Origin of the sequence: Kocuria sp., from assembly GCF_030530945.1 — a bacterium.
Taxonomy (GTDB): domain Bacteria; phylum Actinomycetota; class Actinomycetes; order Actinomycetales; family Micrococcaceae; genus Kocuria.
On sequence record NZ_JAUMTZ010000006.1, the window covers coordinates 122979 to 140947 of the forward strand.

The 17969-nt window shown below is 72.7% G+C and carries 14 protein-coding genes and 1 pseudogene; 3 read left to right on the top strand and 12 right to left on the bottom strand.

Annotated features, from left to right (window positions below):
• Positions 1-46 precede the first annotated feature (46 nt).
• From xylB to Q4A22_RS07585, 7 genes are all read right to left on the bottom strand, one after another.
• Positions 47-1456 carry a xylulokinase gene (gene xylB / locus Q4A22_RS07555; protein WP_303178234.1) on the bottom strand — a complete coding sequence of 470 codons (1410 nt, stop codon included), beginning with the start codon at positions 1454-1456 and terminating at the stop codon, positions 47-49.
• A 98-nt stretch (positions 1457-1554) separates the two neighbouring features.
• Positions 1555-2508: a sugar-binding domain-containing protein gene (locus tag Q4A22_RS07560; RefSeq protein WP_303178236.1), complete on the bottom strand. Its 954-nt coding sequence runs from the start codon at positions 2506-2508 to the stop codon at positions 1555-1557.
• Between the two features lie 85 nt (positions 2509-2593).
• Positions 2594-3751: an ABC transporter ATP-binding protein gene (locus Q4A22_RS07565; protein ID WP_303178238.1), complete on the bottom strand. Its 1158-nt coding sequence runs from the start codon at positions 3749-3751 to the stop codon at positions 2594-2596.
• 205 nt (positions 3752-3956) lie between these two features.
• Entirely contained in the window at positions 3957-5699 is a 1743-nt protein-coding gene (locus Q4A22_RS07570; protein WP_303178240.1) for a pyruvate dehydrogenase, read from the bottom strand.
• Positions 5700-5934: 235 nt separating this feature from the next.
• Positions 5935-7341 (bottom strand): class II fumarate hydratase, encoded by a 1407-nt coding sequence (locus tag Q4A22_RS07575; protein WP_303178242.1) that lies wholly within the window; start codon positions 7339-7341, stop codon positions 5935-5937.
• 112 nt (positions 7342-7453) lie between these two features.
• Positions 7454-8104 carry a carbonic anhydrase gene (locus tag Q4A22_RS07580; protein WP_303178244.1) on the bottom strand — a complete coding sequence of 217 codons (651 nt, stop codon included), beginning with the start codon at positions 8102-8104 and terminating at the stop codon, positions 7454-7456.
• A 92-nt stretch (positions 8105-8196) separates the two neighbouring features.
• On the bottom strand, positions 8197-8868 hold the full coding sequence (locus tag Q4A22_RS07585) for a DUF4245 domain-containing protein (protein WP_303178246.1): 672 nt from the start codon (positions 8866-8868) through the stop codon (positions 8197-8199).
• 137 nt (positions 8869-9005) lie between these two features.
• Between Q4A22_RS07585 and glpX the strand changes: the two genes are divergently transcribed.
• Both glpX and Q4A22_RS07595 read left to right on the top strand, forming a co-directional pair.
• Positions 9006-10016 (top strand): class II fructose-bisphosphatase, encoded by a 1011-nt coding sequence (gene glpX / locus Q4A22_RS07590; protein WP_303178247.1) that lies wholly within the window; start codon positions 9006-9008, stop codon positions 10014-10016.
• A gap of 115 nt (positions 10017-10131) precedes the next feature.
• Positions 10132-11670 carry a hypothetical protein gene (locus Q4A22_RS07595; RefSeq protein WP_303178248.1) on the top strand — a complete coding sequence of 513 codons (1539 nt, stop codon included), beginning with the start codon at positions 10132-10134 and terminating at the stop codon, positions 11668-11670.
• A 64-nt stretch (positions 11671-11734) separates the two neighbouring features.
• On the opposite strand, the gene Q4A22_RS07600 is transcribed toward Q4A22_RS07595, so the two are convergent.
• The 5 genes and pseudogenes from Q4A22_RS07600 to Q4A22_RS07615 all read right to left on the bottom strand — a co-directional run.
• On the bottom strand, positions 11735-12490 hold the full coding sequence (locus Q4A22_RS07600; RefSeq protein WP_303178250.1) for an SDR family oxidoreductase: 756 nt from the start codon (positions 12488-12490) through the stop codon (positions 11735-11737).
• A complete protein-coding gene (locus Q4A22_RS07605) occupies positions 12487-13479 on the bottom strand; it encodes a peptidoglycan bridge formation glycyltransferase FemA/FemB family protein (protein WP_303178252.1) in 993 nt (330 codons plus the stop codon). The genes Q4A22_RS07600 and Q4A22_RS07605 overlap by 4 nt, the downstream gene beginning before the upstream one ends.
• 89 nt (positions 13480-13568) lie before the next feature.
• Positions 13569-15272 carry an LCP family protein gene (locus Q4A22_RS07610; RefSeq protein ID WP_303178253.1) on the bottom strand — a complete coding sequence of 568 codons (1704 nt, stop codon included), beginning with the start codon at positions 15270-15272 and terminating at the stop codon, positions 13569-13571.
• A gap of 184 nt (positions 15273-15456) precedes the next feature.
• Positions 15457-15960: a 5-(carboxyamino)imidazole ribonucleotide mutase gene (purE, locus tag Q4A22_RS11845; RefSeq protein ID WP_368410622.1), complete on the bottom strand. Its 504-nt coding sequence runs from the start codon at positions 15958-15960 to the stop codon at positions 15457-15459.
• A gap of 96 nt (positions 15961-16056) precedes the next feature.
• A pseudogene (locus Q4A22_RS07615) lies at positions 16057-17238 on the bottom strand (5-(carboxyamino)imidazole ribonucleotide synthase); the annotation flags it as partial.
• 174 nt (positions 17239-17412) lie between these two features.
• On the opposite strand from Q4A22_RS07615, the gene Q4A22_RS07620 reads away from it, so the two are divergent.
• Positions 17413-17969, top strand: a 557-nt coding sequence (locus Q4A22_RS07620) for a GtrA family protein (RefSeq protein ID WP_303178256.1), incomplete at its 3' end; no start/stop codon positions are given.

Below are 17969 nucleotides of genomic sequence, written 5' to 3' on the forward strand. Positions count from 1 at the left end.
GGTGGCCCCGCCGAGAGGAGGCGCCCCGCGGGACCCGGCCCGGGTGTCAGAGCATCTCGGACTCGAGGTTTCCCCGCGCCACGCCGTACCGGCTCCGGAAGGCCCGCACCCCCTCATCGGTGCGCGGCGCAAGCTCCCGGTCCACGGTCCGGCTCCACCGGGGCAGCGCGCCCGTTGCGGCCCACGCCGCCTGCCGGGCGGCACCGAGGGCCACGTACTCGTCGGAGCGGGGAACCGTCACGGGCATCCCGAGGGTGTCCGGCAGGACGCTGCACAGCGCCTCGGAGCGGGCGCCCCCGCCGATCAGCAGGACCCGTTCCACGTCCACGCCCGCGGCACGCAGGACGTCCAGGCAGTCCGCCAGCGAGTTGGCCACGGACAGCACCGCCGCCCGTGCCAGGTTCTCCCGTGTGAGGGAGGCGCGCGTCATCCCGTCCAGCCGCCCGGTGGCCCGGGGCAGGTTGGGGGTGCGCTCGCCGTCGAGGTAGGGCAGCAGGGTGAGGCCCCCAGCGTCGGACGCCCCGCTCGTGGCCAGGCGTGTGAACTCGTCCAGGTCCACTCCCAGCAGGGCCGCGGTGCTCGTCATCACCCGTGCGGCGTTGATGGTGCACAGCAGCGGCAGGAACCGCCCGGTGGCGTCCGCGAAACCGGCCGTCGTGCCCGTGGGGTCGTGCGGCTGCTCGGCGCTGCACGCGAACACGGTCCCGGAGGTCCCCACCGAGACCACCACCTCGCCCTCGCCCAGGCCCAGCCCCAGCGCCGCCGCGGCGTTGTCCCCGGCACCGGCTCCCACGACGACGCCGTCCCCGCCGCCCCACTCGGACAGCAGGGTTCCAGCGGCGTCGCCCGGGCCCAGGACGCGGGGCAGCTGCGGCACCGCGCCGAAGTACTCCCGCAGCAGCTCCGGGCGGTACTCGCCGTGGACGGCGTCGAAGTACCCGGTGCCCGAGGCGTCCGAGCGGTCGGTGACGAACTCCCCGCACAGCTGCAGCGTGAGCCAGTCGTGGGGGAGCATGACCCGCGCCACCCGTTCCGCGGTCTCCGGCTCGTTCTCGCGCAGCCACGCCAGCTTGGACAGCGTCATGGAGGCCACCGGGGCCATGCCCACACGCTCCATCCACCACGCGGTGCCGTGCTCCTGGACCATGCGGGCGGCCTGGGGCTCGCTGCGGACGTCGTTCCACAGCAGGGCGTCGCGCACCGGGGTGCCCTCGGCGTCCACCGCGACCAGGCCGTGCTGCTGACCGCCCACGGCCACCCCGACCACGTCATCGCGCTCAGTCACCCCGGCCTCCGCCCAGGCCCGGCGCAGGGCCTCAACCCACACGCGCGGGTCCACGCTGGTGCCGTCCGGGTGGGGCGCGGTGGCCCCGGCGACGGTCTCGCCGGTGGTCGTCTCGACGAGCACGACCTTGCAGGACTGTGTGGATGAATCAATGCCGACGACGATGCTCATGGTGTCCTTTCACGGAGCGGAGATGGTGGAGCTCGGGTGCACGTGAGCCGCCCGAGACCGGTGGGACAGGGCGGGCAGTGCCCGCGGGGTCGCGCACCTCATGGCCCGGCGGGCGCAGGCGGCAGGGCGCGCAGGGCGTCCCGCAGGGCGGCGTCGCAGACCAGGTGGTCCACCAGTCCGGACCGGACGGCGGCCAGCACCGCGGCGGCGCGGTCCGCGCCCGAGGCCACGGCCAGTTTGTCCCGGGTACTGCGCAGCGGGGCGAGGTCCGCGGCCACGACCATCCCCGCGAGGGGAGTCCGCACCTCCCCGCCCTGCGCGTCCAGCAGGTGCCCGGACACCTCGGCCACGGCACCCGCGCGCTGCGCCGCGAGGGCGGTCCGGGGGTCCACGCGCGACCACACCGTGGAGCCCTCCGGGGTCCAGCTGCCCACGGCCAGCACGGCGACGTCCAGCGAACAGGCCTTCTTCAGGGTGGCGGCGATCTCCGGGGCCCTGCGCAGGAATTCCGCCTGGTCGACCACCAGCGGGGCCCACAGGGGCCACGCCGAACGGCACTGGAGACCGGCCAGCAGGCGGGGCGCCTCGGGCTCCCCGCCGTGGGGCGTGTTCAGGGCGCCCGCGAGCTGGACGATGTCGTTGTCCGGCAGCGGTGGGAGGTGCTTCACCACGCGCTGCAGGGTGCGGGACCAGGAGATCCCCAGGACCTCGTCCTCCCGGAGGCGTGCCGTGATCTCCCGCGCCGTGGCACGTGCCAGGGCATCCCGGTCCGCGGGCCACTGCACGGTGCCCACGGTGGTGAGGCTCCGCAGCCCTACGGCGCGGGCCAGGGCGTCGTCCGCGTCCTCCGCGGGCACGGTGATCTCGATCCGGACCACCCCCGTCTCCTGGGCCTCCCGGAGCAGGGCGGCCACCTGGAAGCGGGAGAGCCCCGACTTCTCCGCGAGGGAGACCTTCGAGAGCCCGTCCACGTAGTGGCCGTGGGCCAGGTGGGCCAGCAGGTGCTGCCGCCGCACCGGGTCCGTGGGCGGCCACGGATCCTCGTCGGGCACGGGGGTCACCTCCTGGAACGGGCGGTCTGGTGCGGGAGACGGCGGCACGGTGCCGCGCTCCGGGCTCGGGTTCTGGGTCCTGCGCTCAGTCCGGCAGGCGGAGGCCCGTGGCGGCGTCGAACAGGTGGGCGCGCTCGGGGCTCGGCGCCACCCAGATGGTGGATCCCGCCCGCGGTGGGTGGCGGCCGTCCACGCGGATGACCAGCGGGTCGGAGCCGTCGCCCATGGCGGCGGGGTCCTCGTCCTCGCTCGCCTCGTGGGTGGTGGAAACGGGGGCGACGCCCTGGCTCGCCCGGGGGCTGAGATGCCCGTAGACGTAGGCGTCCGCGCCGAGCTCCTCCACGACGTCGGCCACGACCTCCAGGCCCTCACCGTCGCGGGAGGCCACCAGGTCCTCGGGGCGCACCCCCACCGTGACCTCGGAACCCGTGAGCGCCTCGCGCGCCGCGGGGCTCAGCCGCCAGGTGAGGGTGCCCAGCTCCACGGCGCCCTCACCGGAGACGGGGGAGCGGAAGAGGTTCATGGCGGGAGAGCCGATGAACCCGGCCACGAACTCGTTGGCGGGGCGGTCGTAGAGCTCGCGCGGGGTGTCCACCTGCATGAGGCGCCCGTCCTTGAGCACGGCCACGCGGTCGCCCATGGTCATGGCCTCGGTCTGGTCGTGGGTCACGTACACGGTGGTGACGCCAAGCCTGCGGGTGAGGGAGGCGATCTGCGTGCGCGTCTGCACCCGCAGCTTGGCGTCCAGGTTGGACAGGGGCTCGTCCATGAGGAACACCTGGGGGGAGCGCACGATGGCGCGGCCCATGGCCACGCGCTGGCGCTGGCCACCCGAGAGGGCCTTGGGCTTGCGGTCCAGGTACTCGGTGAGGTCCAGGATCCTGGCCGCCTCCTCGATGCGCCGGGTGCGCTCGGTCTCGCCCACCTTCGCGATCTTCAGTGCGAAGCCCATGTTGTCGCGCACGCTCATGTGCGGGTACAGGGCGTAGTTCTGGAACACCATGGCGATGTCCCGGTCCCGGGAGGCGGTGTGGGTGACGTCCTCGCCGCCGATCCTGATGGCTCCCTCCGTGACCTCCTCGAGCCCGGCGAGCATCCGCAGGGTGGTGGACTTCCCGCAGCCGGAGGGGCCCACGAGCACTAGGAACTCGCCGTGGGCGATGTCCAGGCTGAGGTCGGAGACGGAGTCCCGGTCCGCGCCGGGGTAACGGCAGGTCACGTGGTCGTACTGCACGCTCGACATGGTGGTCCTCTTTCCCGGCAGGCACGTGCCGGACGATCCGTAGGAGAAAAGGCGCAGACCTGAGAGCGCGAACCCTCAGGTGTGTGAGCATATCCGTCCCGTGTGACCCCCACCACCGGCGCCGCGTCCACCCGGGCCACCGTGGACCGCGGACACGGCAGAGCGGCCCGGTGCGGGTGCACCGGGCCGCTCTGGGGAACGCGGGTCAGCCGCGGGGGATGTTGCGCAGGTTGGAGCGGGCCATGGAGACGGCCTCACCCGCGCCGCGGTTGAGCACGATGCGGGACATCGCCGTGGCGAAGCCGAACACCTGGGAGCTCTTGATCTCCGGCGGGATGGACAGCGCGTTCGGGTCCGTGATGACCTCCACCAGGGACGGGCCCTGGTGCGCGAGCGCCTCGGTGAACGCGGACTCCAGGTCCTTGGGCTTCTCCACGCGGATCCCCTGGATGCCCACGGCGCGGGCGATCGCGGCGTAGTCCGCCTGCGGGACGTCCACCCCGAAGTCCGGCAGCCCGTCCACGAGCATCTCGAGCTTGACCATGCCGAGCGTGGAGTTGTTGAACACCACCACGGTCACGGGGAGGTCGTACGCCGCCAGGGTGAGCAGCTCGCCCATGAGCATGGACAGCCCGCCGTCGCCGGACACGGAGATCACCTGACGCCCGGGGTCGGCCAGCTGCGCGCCGATCGCGTGGGGCAGGGCGTTGGCCATGGACCCGTGGAGGTAGGACCCCAGGATGCGGCGCGTGCCCAGCGGGTTGATGTAGCGGGCGGTCCACACGTTGCACATGCCGGTGTCCGCGGTGAAGACGGCGTCCTTCGCGGCCACCTGGTCCAGGATGGACGCGGCGTACTCCGGGTGGATGGGCGTCATCTTCTCGACCTTGCGGGTGTACGCACCCACGGCCTTGTTCATGAGCTTGTCGTGCTTGGCCAGCGTCTTATCCAGGAACGAGCTGTCCGACTTGACCGTCAGCTCCGGCAGCAGCTTCAGGATGGTGGACTTCACGTCCCCGTAGACCGGGATGCTCACCCCGGTGCGCCGTCCGATCACGGCCGGGTCGGTGTCCACCTGGATGGTCGTGACGTCGGGGAGGAACTGGTCGTACGGGAAGTCCGTGCCCAGCATCACCATGACGTCGGCGTCGTGCAGGCCCTCGGCCGCGGCGCCGTAGCCGAGCAGGCCGGTCATGCCCACGTCGAACGGGTTGTCGTACTGGATCTGGTCCTTGCCGCGCAGGGAGTGGCCCACGGGTGCCTTGAGCGTGTCCGCCAGGGCGATCACCTCGTCGTGCGCGCCGGCCACGCCGATGCCCGCGAAGATCGCGACCTTCTTGGCAGAGTTCAGCGCGTCCGCCATGCGCGCGATGGTCGCGTCCGAGGGGACGACGGCGCTCGCGTCCGGAACCGCGTACGGGCGCGCCTCGGCGGCCACCTCGGAGTCCGCGAGGTCACCGGGCAGGGTGACCACGGAGACGCCCGGGCTGGTCACGGCGAACTGGATCGCGGAGCTGACCACGGCGGGGGACTGCTGCGGCGTGCTCACGAGCTCGGAGTACACCGAGCACTCGTTGAAGATCCGGTCCGGGTGGGTCTCCTGGAAGTACCCGGAGCCGATGTACTGGGAGGGGATGTGGGAGGCGATGGCCAGCACGGGGGCACCCGAGCGGTTGGCGTCGTACAGCCCGTTGATCAGGTGCAGGTTGCCCGGTCCGCAGGACCCGGCGCACACGGCGAGCTTGCCGGTGACCTGGGCCTCGGCGCTCGCCGCGAACGCGCCGGCCTCCTCGTGGCGGACGTGGACCCAGTCGATCCCGCCCTTGGCGGAGCCGCCCGTGCGGCGCACGGCGTCCACGATCGGGTTGAGGCTGTCGCCCACGACGCCGTAGATGCGCTCCACGCCGGCGTCGATGAGCTGCTGGATGATCTGCTCTGCGAGTTTCACGCTGTCTCCTCGAGTGGTGGTCCCGCCACGGACGGTGCTCCGCGCGGGCGCGACGAATGTGCTCGTCCCCAGCCTAGCGGCGGGTGTTTTCGGCAGAAAGAACCTGTGTCCAACGGAACAGTCCTACCGGGCAACGGACGGTGCCGTGCTGACGCGGCGGAAGCGGCGGACCCGGCCACCCCGGGAGGGGTGACCGGGTCCGTCACACGGCGCCGTGCCGGTCAGCGGTGGGTGCTCAGTACTTGCCCGTCATGGTGGTGACGTCCAGCGCGCGGTCCAGCTGCTCCTCGGTGAGCTTCTCGCCGTCCACGTAGCCGAGCTCGATGGTCGCCTCGCGCACGGTGACCTTGTTGGCCACGGCGTGCTTGGCGATCTTCGCGGCGGCCTCGTAGCCGATGGCCTTGTTCAGCGGGGTCACGATCGAGGGGGAGGCCTCGGCGAGGAAGCGGCAGCGCTCCTCGTTGGCCTCCAGCCCGTCCACCATCTTCTCCGCGGCCACGCGGGACACGTTGGCGAGCAGGCGGATGGAGCCCAGCAGGTTCGCGGCCATCACGGGAATGCCCACGTTGAGCTCGAACGCCCCGTTGGTGGCGGACAGGGAGACCGCGGTGTCGTTGCCGATCACCTGGGCGGCCACCTGGATGGTGGCCTCGCAGATCACGGGGTTGACCTTGCCCGGCATGATGGACGAGCCCGGCTGCAGGTCCGGGATGTGGAGCTCGCCCAGGCCGGTGTTGGGCCCGGAACCCATCCAGCGGATGTCGTTCATGATCTTCATGTAGGAGTACGCGATGTTGCGCAGCTGCCCGGAGGCCTCCACGAGACCGTCGCGGTTGGCCTGCGCCTCGAAGTGGTTGCGCGCCTCGGTCAGGGGCAGCCCGGTCTCCTCGGAGAGCAGCTCAATCACGCGGGCGGAGAAGCCGTCCGGGGTGTTGATGCCGGTGCCCACGGCGGTGCCGCCCAGCGGGACCTCGGCCACGCGCGGCAGGGAGGCGTCGATGCGCTCCATGCCGTATCGCACCTGCGCCGCGTAGCCGCCGAACTCCTGGCCCAGGGTCACGGGGGTGGCGTCCATGAGGTGGGTGCGCCCGGACTTCACGATGTCCTTGAACTGCTCCGCCTTCTTCTCCAGGGAGGTGGCGAGCACGTCCATGGCCGGCTTGAGGTCGTTGATGAGCGCGTTGGTGACGGCCACGTGCACGGAGGTGGGGAAGACGTCGTTGGAGGACTGCGAGGCGTTCACGTGGTCGTTCGGGTGCACCTCGATCCCCTCGGACTCCAGCGCGCGGGACGCCAGGGTGGCCAGCACCTCGTTGGTGTTCATGTTCGAGGAGGTGCCGGAGCCGGTCTGGAACACGTCGATCGGGAACTGGTCGTCGTGCTCGCCCGAGGCCACGGCGTCCGCGGCGTCGCGGATGGCCTGTGCACGCTGGGCGTCGAGCACGCCCAGCTCCTCGTTGGCGGTGGCGGCGGCCTTCTTCACCTGGGCGAGCGCCTTGATGTGCTCGCGCTCCAGGGTGCTGCCGGAGATGGGGAAGTTCTCCACGGCGCGCTGCGTCTGCGCACGGTAGAGCGCGTTCTTCGGGACGCGCACCTCGCCCATGGTGTCGTGTTCGATGCGGTACTCGGTGTTTTCAGCCATGGCCCCAGTTTAGGCATCCCGCTCCCGTTCCAGCGGGCTTCCCCCGGGCCGCGGTGGACGACGCCGCCGCGCACCCGGGTGACCCGGCGGCGTCGCCCGCTCCGGCGCGCTCTCAGGCGCCGCGGAACCCGGGGTCCTCGCTGTAGACCAGCTCGGCCTTGCCGTCCGCGAGGTGGTAGAAGACGCCGATCACGGCGGCGTCCCCGCGCGTGACGGCTTGGGAGATGGCCGCGGAGTGGTCCACGAGCCGGGCGGCGGTCTGCCGGGTGTGCTCCACCACCATGTCCTGCAGGTCCGCATCCCCGGCGCGCTTGGCCTCCAGCACCGAGGGGGTGATGCGCTCCACGAGGTCCCGCTGGAAGCCGCGGGGCAGCTGCCCGGACTCCACGGAGTCCCGGGTGGCCGTCACGGCGCCGCACGAGTCGTGGCCGAGCACCATGACCAGGGGTGTGCCCAGCACCTCGATGGCGTACTCCAGGGAGCCCAGCACGGCGTTGTCGATCACCTGTCCGGCGGTGCGGATCACGAACGCGTCCCCCAGGCCCAGGTCGAAGATGATCTCCGCGGCCAGCCGCGAGTCGGAGCAGCCGAAGATCACCGCGAACGGCTTCTGCGACTGGGCCAGGTCCTCGCGGCGCTGCGCGTCCTGGTGGGGGTGCAGGGTGTCCCCGGAGATGAAGCGGGCGTTGCCCTCCTGCAGGGCCCGCCAGGCCTCGGCCGGGGTGTGTGGGGTGTGCTCCACGCTGGCTGTCTCAGTGCTCACGGTCGGACTCCATGACTCGTCGGGGGCGGTGCGGCACGAGGCTGCGCGCCGCTGGTACAGGGTAGACCCGTGCCGTGCGGGCCACGGCCCCGTCAGGACCCGGACAGCGCCCGGGCCACGTGCTCGAAGTCGGCGTCCGGCGCCGTGCCGCTGAGCACCACGGTGGAGCCCTTGAGGTCCCCGACCCACGCGGTGAACTCCTCGTCCTTGCCGCTGGCGTCCCGGTGGTGCTGGTGCCACGTGACGCCGTCCAGCTGCTTCTCCCCGGTCTGGGGGACCAGCTGGGTGCGCTGGGCGAGCCACGTGGGGTTCGACTTGGCGGTCTGGACCATGTCCACCAGGTGGTAGTCGGGGGAGAGGTACCCCACGTCCCACAGGGGGACGCCGTCCTGGGACTGGGCGGTCCAGCGGGCGTAGTTCGCGCTCCACCCGTCCCCGAGCTGCGGTGCCGCGGGTGTGAAGGACGCCTGGTCCGCCGCGAACTTCGCCTCCTGCGCCACGTCCACCTGCGCCCGGTAGGGCTGGGCGTCCGGTTTGGGCTGCAGCCACAGGAACGGCAGCAGCATCAGGATCAGCACCACCATGGAGATCACCATGCCCCGGATGGGGGCGTTGAGCCGCTTGGCCTGCTTGCTGGTGAGCTGCGGGACGGGCCGCTCGGCGGCGTCGTCGGACGTGGCCTCGGCGGAGCCGGGGGCGGGGGAGACGGGTGCGGGGCGGGAACCGTCGGAAGCGGCGCGCGGTCCGGAAGCAGAGGAACTCACGGACCCATTGTGCCGTGCTCGCGCGAACCGGCCCAACAGGGGCGGGCCGGGGATATGCTGGGCCCACCCGTGGCGGTGCCCGGGCCCCGGTGCGCGGCGGCCCCCGGCACGGCCGAAACTCGAAGGTGAGGAACAACGTGGCAGAGACGACCCCGCAGGCTGGCTCCGGAAATGTGGCGGACCGGAACTTGGCACTGGAACTGGTGCGTGTCACCGAGGCCGCCGCGATCGCGGGCGGCCACTGGGTGGGCGCCGGGGACAAGAACAGCGCGGACGGCGCGGCCGTGGACGCCATGCGCTCCTTCCTCTCCACCGTGGACTTCAACGGCACCGTGGTGATCGGCGAGGGCGAGAAGGACGAGGCCCCCATGCTGTTCAACGGCGAGCAGGTGGGCAGCGGCGCGGGCCCCGCCTCGGACGTGGCGGTGGACCCCATCGACGGCACCCGGCTCACGGCGCTGGGCATGAACAACGCGCTCGCGGTGATCGCGGTGGCGGACGGCGGGTCCATGTTCGACCCCTCGGCCGTGTTCTACATGGACAAGCTCGTGGTGGGTCCGGAGGCCGCGGACATGGTGGACCTGCGCCTGCCCGTGAAGCAGAACATCCACCTGGTGGCCAAGGCCAAGGGCGTGAAGCCCAACCAGGTCACGGTGTGCGTCCTGGACCGCCCGCGGCACCAGGGGCTCGTGGAGGAGATCCGTGCCACGGGCGCCCGCACCCGCATGATCCTGGACGGTGACGTGGCGGGCGCGATCGCCGCGTGCCGCGAGGGCACCGGGGTGGACATCATGATGGGCATCGGCGGCACTCCGGAGGGCATCGTGACCGCGTGCGCCGTGAAGGCCACCGGCGGTGTGATCCAGGGCCGCCTGGCCCCCACGGACGACGCCGAGCGCGAGAAGGCCGCCGCGGCGGGGCTGGACGTGGACCGGATCCTCACCACGGACGAGCTGGTCACCTCCGACAACTGCTTCTTCGCCGCCACCGGCATCACGGACGGGGACCTGCTGCGCGGTGTGCGCTACCGCGGCCGCACCATCACCACCCAGTCCATCGTGATGCGCTCCCGCTCCGGGACGGTGCGCATGGTGGAGGCCGAGCACCTGGCCAAGAAGTGGGAGAAGTACGAGCGCAGCCACGGCTGAGCCGCTCCCCGCGCCGTCGAACGCGCGTGCCCGCCCCGTCAAGGGTGGGCACGCGCGTTCTTCTTTCGCCGCTAAGCTGGGGCGCTGTGTGCTGGGCCCGAGGAGAGGAAGAACCGTGGCGTTGAGCGTGTCCCCGTGCGGCAACAGGAAGACCTGGGACGCCCGGGTCCGGGTCACGGGCGGGCATCCCGAACTGCTGTGGGGCATCGGTGACGCCGAGGCCCTCACGCGCGAGGGCGTGGGCGTGGAGCGCGTGGCCGTGGACCGCGGCGAACAGACCGTGGGCTACGGGCAGCTGCTGGTGCTCGCCGAGGACCGGCACACCGTGGTGGACGCCAAGTCCATGCACGTGAAGAACCCCCGCGACCTGCTGGACGTGCTGGCCGCCCTGCAGGACCACGCGCGCACCGCCCACGGGGCCGCCGTGCTGCGGGTGAGCCCCGACACCCCCGCCACCACGGACCTCGCGGCGAGTCTCACCGAGGCCGGGTATCGGCGCCGGGACCGGATCCGCCGAGGGGAGGCCGGCCCCCGTCACCTCGTGGTGCGCCTGGGGGAGACCGAGGGCGAGCTCTCCCGGCGGCTCTCCAGCGAGACCCTGCAGCGCTGCCGCGCGGGACTGCGCGACTCCGGGGTGCGCGTGCGCCGGGTGGAGGCCGCGGACCGGGACCTCTCCCACGTGGGTCTGCGCACCCAGCACATCCGCGAGCTGCTGCGCGCCGTGGGCCAGAACTCCGTGTTCCTGGTGGCCACCGAGCGGGACGAGGCCGGTGCGGAGGCCGCCCTGGGCTACCTCTGGTTCGTGCACACCGGTGAGGCCGCGATCGTCTACCGGCTGGGCTTCACGGACCGCGCCCGGGACCTGGGTGTGGACGACGCGCTGCTGCTCACGGGTCTCGTGCAGCTGCAGCAGCGCCAGGTGCACCGGGTGCTCGCCGGGGATCCCGACCAGCCGGGCCACCCCATGGTGCTGCGCGAGCTCGCCACGGAGGAGCACGAGGTCCTGGGCACCTGGGAGTACCCCCTGGTGGGCGAGTTCCAGGTGGCCGGGCGCGCGGAGAAGGCCCGCCGCCGCCTCTTCGGCCGCCGCGCCAAGCGTCCCGCCTCGCAGCAGGACCTGCTGCCGGAGGACGCCGTCTCGGACGGTCCCTCTCCCGCGACCACCGGGTCCACGCCGGACGCGCCCGCCCCCGGGGCCCGGTCCGTCGCGACCTCGCCCGACTCCGGCGAGTCCGCCGAGTCCCGGGCCGTGGGCGGCACCGCCTCGCCCGAGCCCGCTGCAGACGCCACCGAAAGGAAGCACACCCGCCCGACGACGCCGCCGCGCCGCCACCGGGGGGACCGCACCACCCCGGGCGGGCGTCGTCGCGCGCGCGTCCGCGGGGCCGGGACGGCGCCCGAGGAGACCGGATCGACGAAAACCGGATCGTTGGAGACCGGATCGGTCGACGCCGGATCCGGGAGGAGCGGTCTCCCCGAGAGCGCCGCCGGGGCAGGCACCCGTCAGGACGCAACCCTGGAGCAGGAAGCCCCGGAGCAGAGCACTCCACAGGCGGCCGCCCGGCCGACCGGGGACGAGCAGGTCAGGGGCTCCCTGTTCGGACGTGTGCTCGCCGAGAGCCGCGCGGCCGTGCGGGACGCCGCCCGCTGGTGAGTCCGCGGAGCGCGGGCCCGCCTCCGTGGCGGGCCCGCGGGGGACGCGGTGGGAGTGCCGAGCGCTAGGAGCGCCCGGACACCATGTTCGCCGCGCGCGCCACCAGTGGCTGCGGCAGGAGCCGGGTGAGTCCCTCCAGGAGCCGGTACGCGCGGGGGAACACCACGCGGGACCGGCCGTGGTCCAGTGCCGAGAGCACCGCGGCCACGAGGTCCGCGGGGCGCGCCGAGCGCCCCACCTCGATCGCCGCGGCGTCGGCCACGCGGAAGAAGTCCGTGTCCACGGGCCCCGGGCACACGCTCAGCACGCGCACACCGTGCCTGCGGGCCTCCACGTCCACGGCCACGCTGAACCGGTCCACGAACGCCTTGCTGGCGCCGTACGTGGCCATGGACGGCAGGGGCTGGAACGCGGCCACGGAGGCGATGTTGACCACGGTCCCGCGCCCGGCGGCCGTCATGGGGCCGAGCGCCGCGTGGGTGAGGGTCATCAGGGCCCGCACGTTCACGGTGAGCTGCTCGAGCTCGCGGTCCAGGTCCAGCCGGGCGAACTCCCCGTGGGTGCCGAAGCCGGCGTTGTTCACCAGCAGGTCCACGGGCTCGGTCCGCAGCACGGCCGCCACGGCGTCGATGCCCTCCTGCGTGCCCAGGTCCGCGGCCACGGTGCGGGCCGTGCCGCCCGTGACGGCCTCGGACAGCGCCGTGAGCTTCTCGCTGCTGCGGCCCGTGAGCACCAGCCGGTACCCGCGTTCGTGCAGCGCCTCGGTGAAAGCCCGGCCGATCCCGCCGGTGGCGCCCGTGATCAGTGCTGCGGGACTCATGCGTCCGCCTTTCGGGTCAGGTGCTCGCGCAGGGCTGCGCGCGTTCGGGACAGGCCCTCGCGGGTGGCGCGGACACCGCTGTAGGCGGCGTAGCCCGCGCGGGAGACCGGCAGGTCCCACGTGCCGGGATGGCTCACGGGCTCACCGCCGAAGGACTTCTTGAAGGACGTGAAGCCGTACCACTCGTGCTCCGGTCCCGCGCCCTCGGGGGCGGTGCCGAAGAGGTCGAACCGGGTGAGCCCCTTCTCCCGGGCGTCCATGACCATGGTGACCACCAGGGGAATGCCCGCGGAGAGCTTGCGGTGCTCCTGGTCCATGGCCGCGTGGGCGTAGGTGCGGGTGTCGTCGGAGTCGTAGACCAGGGACGCCGCGATGGGCTGTCCCTCGAGCTCCGCGAGGTAGAGGCTCGCGGCGCCCACCGGCATGAGGGAGCTGGCCGCGGCCCGCAGGTAGTCGTCCTGCTGCCGGTTGAAGTTCCGGCGCCTGGCGGTGTCCTCCAGGAAGCGCAGCAGGTGCTCCACGTCCCGCGGGTCCTCGGAGCGGCGGATGCTCACGCCCTTCTTGTGGATGTTGCGGTACAGGTTGCGGTTCGTGGACTTCATGTCCTTGAGCAGGTCCTTGGGGTCCCTGCGCAGGTCGATGACCTGGGTGTGCCCGGGCTGCACCTGCCGCGGGGACCGGCGCATGCCGCGCCGCCGCAGCGCGGCCTCGGGGCTCTCCCCGGGCTCGGCCACGTGGCCGTCGACGGGCTCCACGCGCACGAACCAGCAGCGCTGCTCCCGGGCCTTGGCCACGAGGTCCGACAGGGCGGCGTCGAACGCCCGCGGGGACTCGGCCTCCGGGCCGTAGGGGCAGTACAGGTACCGCCCGCCGCGCCCGCCCTCGACCGTGGCGAGGTAGCGCCACCCGGACCCCTCCGCCCGGATGACGCGGTGTCCGATGCTCTGCTGGAACTGTGCCCACTCGGGGGACTGCAGGATGTTTGCCACGCCCCCACTGTACCGAGACCGCGCGGGGGAGGTCCCCGTCTCCGGGGCCGGCCGGAGTGCACCCCCGGTCCCGTCCGGGCCGGTTCCGGTCAGGGCAGCGAGCACGTCCCGTTCGGGGAGAGCTGCTCCTCGGCGGGGACCTGCAGCGCCGCAGGCACCACGGCGGCCGTCCCGATCCCCGGGCCCCCGCCGATCACGGACACCCCGCTCGCGCCCACCGCGCCACCGTTGGCGGTGTCCCGGGCGGACGACGCCGCCGCGGTGCCGCTGGGCGCGCCCGCCGCCTGGGCGTCGTCGCCGTTCGCGCGGGAGAGGACGCCCGCGAGGTCGGAGTGGAACCGGTCGAAGTCCGGGTACGTGGGGAAGGACTGGTCGTAGTAGGGCGGTCCCGCGGCGTAGGAGAGAAGCTCGTGCTTCTGGGCCTTGGTGGCCACCGAGACCATGGAGCCGATCGAGGACCGGGGGATGTCCGTCTCCAGGATCTGCTCGCCCGAGCTGGCGAGGTCGTCGAACTTGGTGACCACCGTGACGGGATCCAGCTGCGAGAGCATGGCCGCCTGCACGCACCGCTGGCGGGCCTGGCGGTCGTAGTCCGTGGCACCTTCGCGGGAACGGGCGTACCAGAGGGCGTGGTAGCCGTCCATGTGCTGGGTGCCCGGTTCGATCCACCCCAGGATGGGGTTCTTCTGGCCGGTGTCCAGGTTGGTGCCACCCCCCATGGGCACCCGCCCGCCCACGTTCAGGTCGATCCCGCCCAGAGCGTCCACCAGGGAGGCGAAGCCGTCCATGTCGATCAGGGCGTAGGCCTGGATGCTCAGCCCGGTCACGCCCTCGGCGGCCTCCTTGGTGGCCTGCGCCCCGGGGTCCGCGACGTCCGGGTAGAGGTCCTTGTGGTTCTGCATCACGTCCGTGTAGATGGCGTTCATGATGCACTCGTCCCCGCAGTTGAAGCCGTCCGGGTACACGCCGTGCATGGGCGAGTCCGAGGGGAACGGGACGTTCTGCAGGTTGCGGGGGATGGACACCGTGACGGTCTGTCCGGAGGAGGCGTCGATGCTCAGCACGGTCATGGAGTCCGGGCGCCTGCCCTCGCGGTCCTCCCCGGCGTCCCCGCCCATGAGCAGGATGTTGTACCGCCCGTCCACGGCGGCGAAGGGCATGCCCCCGCCGAAGATTCCGGACATCGCCTGGCGCGCGGTGGAGACCAGGTGGGCGGCGTAGCCCAGTCCGCCACCGGTCACGAGCATGCCCAGCACGGTGGCGATGACCACTCCCCGGCGCACCCCCGTGCGCAGCAGCCCCGGGCGGATGATCCGCAGCGTGTCGAACCACAGCAGCACCCAGCCGACCGCCAGGGTGACGAGCCCGTACATGAGCAGCGCGGAGGTCACCGAGTTGGTCAGCAGCCACACCAGCGCGGTGCGCCACACGAACCACAGCAGCAGTGCGGCCACCAGCAGGGCCCACACCACGGCGGTGATCCGCACCGCGATGCGGCCCACCACTCGCCGGCCGGCCACCAGCTGCGCCGAGCCCGGGACCAGGAGGGTGGCTCCCAGCAGCCACCAGGCCCGCCTGCTTCGGGTGGCAGGGGCCGCGAAGCGGGGGCTGCGCAGGGGATCTCCCACGCGGGAGCGCGTGCGGCGGGGTCCCTCGTCCGGGTGGCGGGCGGCGGAGGCGCCGGCGGAGCCGTCCTCGTGACCGTGCCGCGGGGGAGTGTTCTCCGTCACCCGCTCGTAGGCCCTGGTGGTGGTGTGGGCGTCACCGCGGGGGCGGTCGGTGGATCCGTTCACGTGCAACTCCGTGCGGCAGGGGAAGTCGGTGCTGCGACGGGCCGCGGCTGCGGTCCCGCCGGGTCGGGGGACGGGTGTGGCACCCGGCCCGTCCATTGTGCCCCCTCCACCTGGGACCGCGCCGAGGGCCCAGGCGGTGAACCACCAGGTCACGGGGGTCTTCGCGGCTCGTGCCGCCCCGGGCTCAGTCCTGGCTGGTGGCTCCGCGGGCCACGGTCTCGCGCAGCGCGGCGCCCTTGCGGTGCGCGGCCTCGGAGAGCTCCGCGGCGGCGTCGAGCAGCCTGGCCCGCAGCTGCGTGCCCGAGGCGTCCGGGGCGGAGCCCAGCACGCGGGCGGCGAGCAGGCCGGCGTTGCGGGCGCCGTTGATGGACACCGTGGCCACGGGGACACCGGCGGGCATCTGCACGATCGACAGCAGCGAGTCCATGCCGTCCAGGGTCTTCAGGGCCACGGGCACCCCGATCACCGGCAGCGGCGTCACGGAGGCCAGCATCCCGGGCAGGTGCGCGGCACCACCGGCCCCGGCGATCACCACGCGCAGTCCGCGCTCGTGGGCGGTGCGGCCGTACTCGAGCATCTCGGCGGGCATCCGGTGCGCCGAGACCACGTCCGCCTCGTAGGGGATGCCGAGCTCCTCGAGCGCCTCGGCGGCGGCACGCATGGTGGCCCAGTCCGAGTCGGAGCCCATCACGAGACCCACGAGCGGGGCCTCGGACTGGCTCCGCGGCACGGCACCCCACGGTGCGTTCCCGCGGCGTTCGTTCAGCGGCTGCCCGCGGTCCCCGCCGTCGCGCAGGACGAGCGCGGCTCGCGTGGCGATCCGGCGCAGCCGCTCCACCTCGTGGGCGCCACCCACCGCGTTCACGTGCCCCACCTTGCGCCCGGGGCGCACGGCCTTGCCGTAGGTGTGGATCTTGGCGCGGGGCTCGGCCGCCATGGCCAGGGGGTAGGCGGAGAACAGGTCCTCGTTCTCCCCGCCCAGCACGTTCTTCATCACGGCCGCGCCCGCCAACACCTCCGTGCGGCCCAGGGGCCAGTCCAGGACCGCCCGCAGGTGCTGCTCGAACTGCCCGGTCACCGAGCCGTCCATGCTCCAGTGCCCGGAGTTGTGGGGGCGCATGGCCAGCTCGTTGACCGCGAAACCGGTCTCCGTGCCCGGGGTCTCGAACAGCTCCACGGCCATCACGCCGGTGACACCGAGCTCCTGCGCGAGGCGCACGGCGGCGTCCTGTGCGGCGCGGGCCACCTCCGGGTCCAGGCCGGGGGCCGGGGCGATCACCTCGTCGCACACGCCCGCCACCTGGATGGACTCCACCACCGGCCACGCCACGGTCTCCCCGGAGGGACGGCGGGCCACCATGGCGGAGAGCTCCCGGCTGAAGGGCACGGCCTCCTCCGCGAGCAGACCCTGCCCGGACCCGGCGGCGGCGGCGCGCTCGAACCACTCGGCGGCGGTGCCGCCGCCGGCCTCCTGCGGGCCGTCCAGCTTGAGCACGCCCTTGCCGTCGTAGCCGCCCCGGGGGGTCTTCAGGATCAGCGGCCACCCCACGCGCTCGCCGAAGGCCACCAGCTGCTCGGGGGAGTGGACCTCCTCCCAGCGGGGGTTGGGCAGTCCCAGCTCCGCCACGGCCCGGCGCATCACGAGCTTGTCCTGCGCGTGCTCCAGGGCGTCCGGGCCGGGGCGCACGGCCACACCGTGGGCCTCGAGGGCCCGCAGGTGCTCGGTGGGCACGTGCTCGTGGTCGAACGTGAGGACGTCCACCTCCGCGGCGAAGCGCCGGAGGGTGTCCAGGTCCGTGTAGTCGCCCACGGGTGCGGTGGGCACGGCCGCGACCGCGCTGACCTCCGGGGACTCCGCGAGGACGCGCAGCTCCACGCCGAGGGCGGTGGCGGCGGGGGCCATCATGCGGGCGAGCTGCCCGCCGCCCACGACGCCGATGACAGGACCGGTAACGGGAGAATTCACCGCTCCAGGCTATCGTCACAGCGGACGTCCAGTCATGTCGGAGTACGATGCACTCCAGCATCCTGCAACCACTCCGCACCGCCGCGGTCCGGCTGGCCGCGGCGCGGTTCCGGGACCCGGGGCGCCACCGCCCCGCCCGGCAGCCCACCCGATCAGCAGATGGAGAGCGAATCCTTGAACAACCTGATGGATCGCGCGCACGCCCTCTGGGAACTGTTCGTCAAAGAACTCGCCAAGTTCGGGGTGGTGGGCGCGGCGGCGTTCGCCATCAACGCCTCCCTGGTGCTGCTGCTCATGCACACCCGCTACTTCGCGGACAGCCACATCAAGGCGAAGGTCGTGGCCACGATCGTGGCCATCATCTTCTCGTGGCTCGCCAACAGGCTGTGGACCTTCCGCGACAAGCGCCAGGACGACAAGAAGAAGGAGCTCGTGCAGTTCCTGGTGGCCAACGGCATCGGCATGGCCATCGAACTCGGGTGCCTCGGGGTGAGCTACTACGTCCTGGGGCTGACCTCGGCCACGGCGTCCTTCATCTCCGGCACGGTCATCGGCACCATCCTGGGCACCGTCTTCCGCTACTTCGCGTACCGCTTCTGGGTGTTCAGCACCGAGCTGGACCAGGACCCGGAGTTCGCGGACAGCGCCGAGGAGGAGCTCGCCTTCGTCACGGGCCAGTTGCCGGTGGTTCCCCACCACACCGAGCCGCGCACGGACTCCGACGACGACGT

What these genes read in the sequence shown, in the direction of transcription:
- purE (WP_368410622.1), bottom strand. Translation starts at nt 15,960, where the DNA reads ATGGGCTCCGACTCGGACTGGGCCACCATGCGTGCCGCCGCCGAGGCG.
- Q4A22_RS07575 (WP_303178242.1), bottom strand. Translation starts at nt 7,341, where the DNA reads ATGGCTGAAAACACCGAGTACCGCATCGAACACGACACCATGGGCGAG.
- Q4A22_RS07565 (WP_303178238.1), bottom strand. Translation starts at nt 3,751, where the DNA reads ATGTCGAGCGTGCAGTACGACCACGTGACCTGCCGTTACCCCGGCGCG.
- Q4A22_RS07600 (WP_303178250.1), bottom strand. Translation starts at nt 12,490, where the DNA reads ATGAGTCCCGCAGCACTGATCACGGGCGCCACCGGCGGGATCGGCCGG.
- xylB (WP_303178234.1), bottom strand. Translation starts at nt 1,456, where the DNA reads ATGAGCATCGTCGTCGGCATTGATTCATCCACACAGTCCTGCAAGGTC.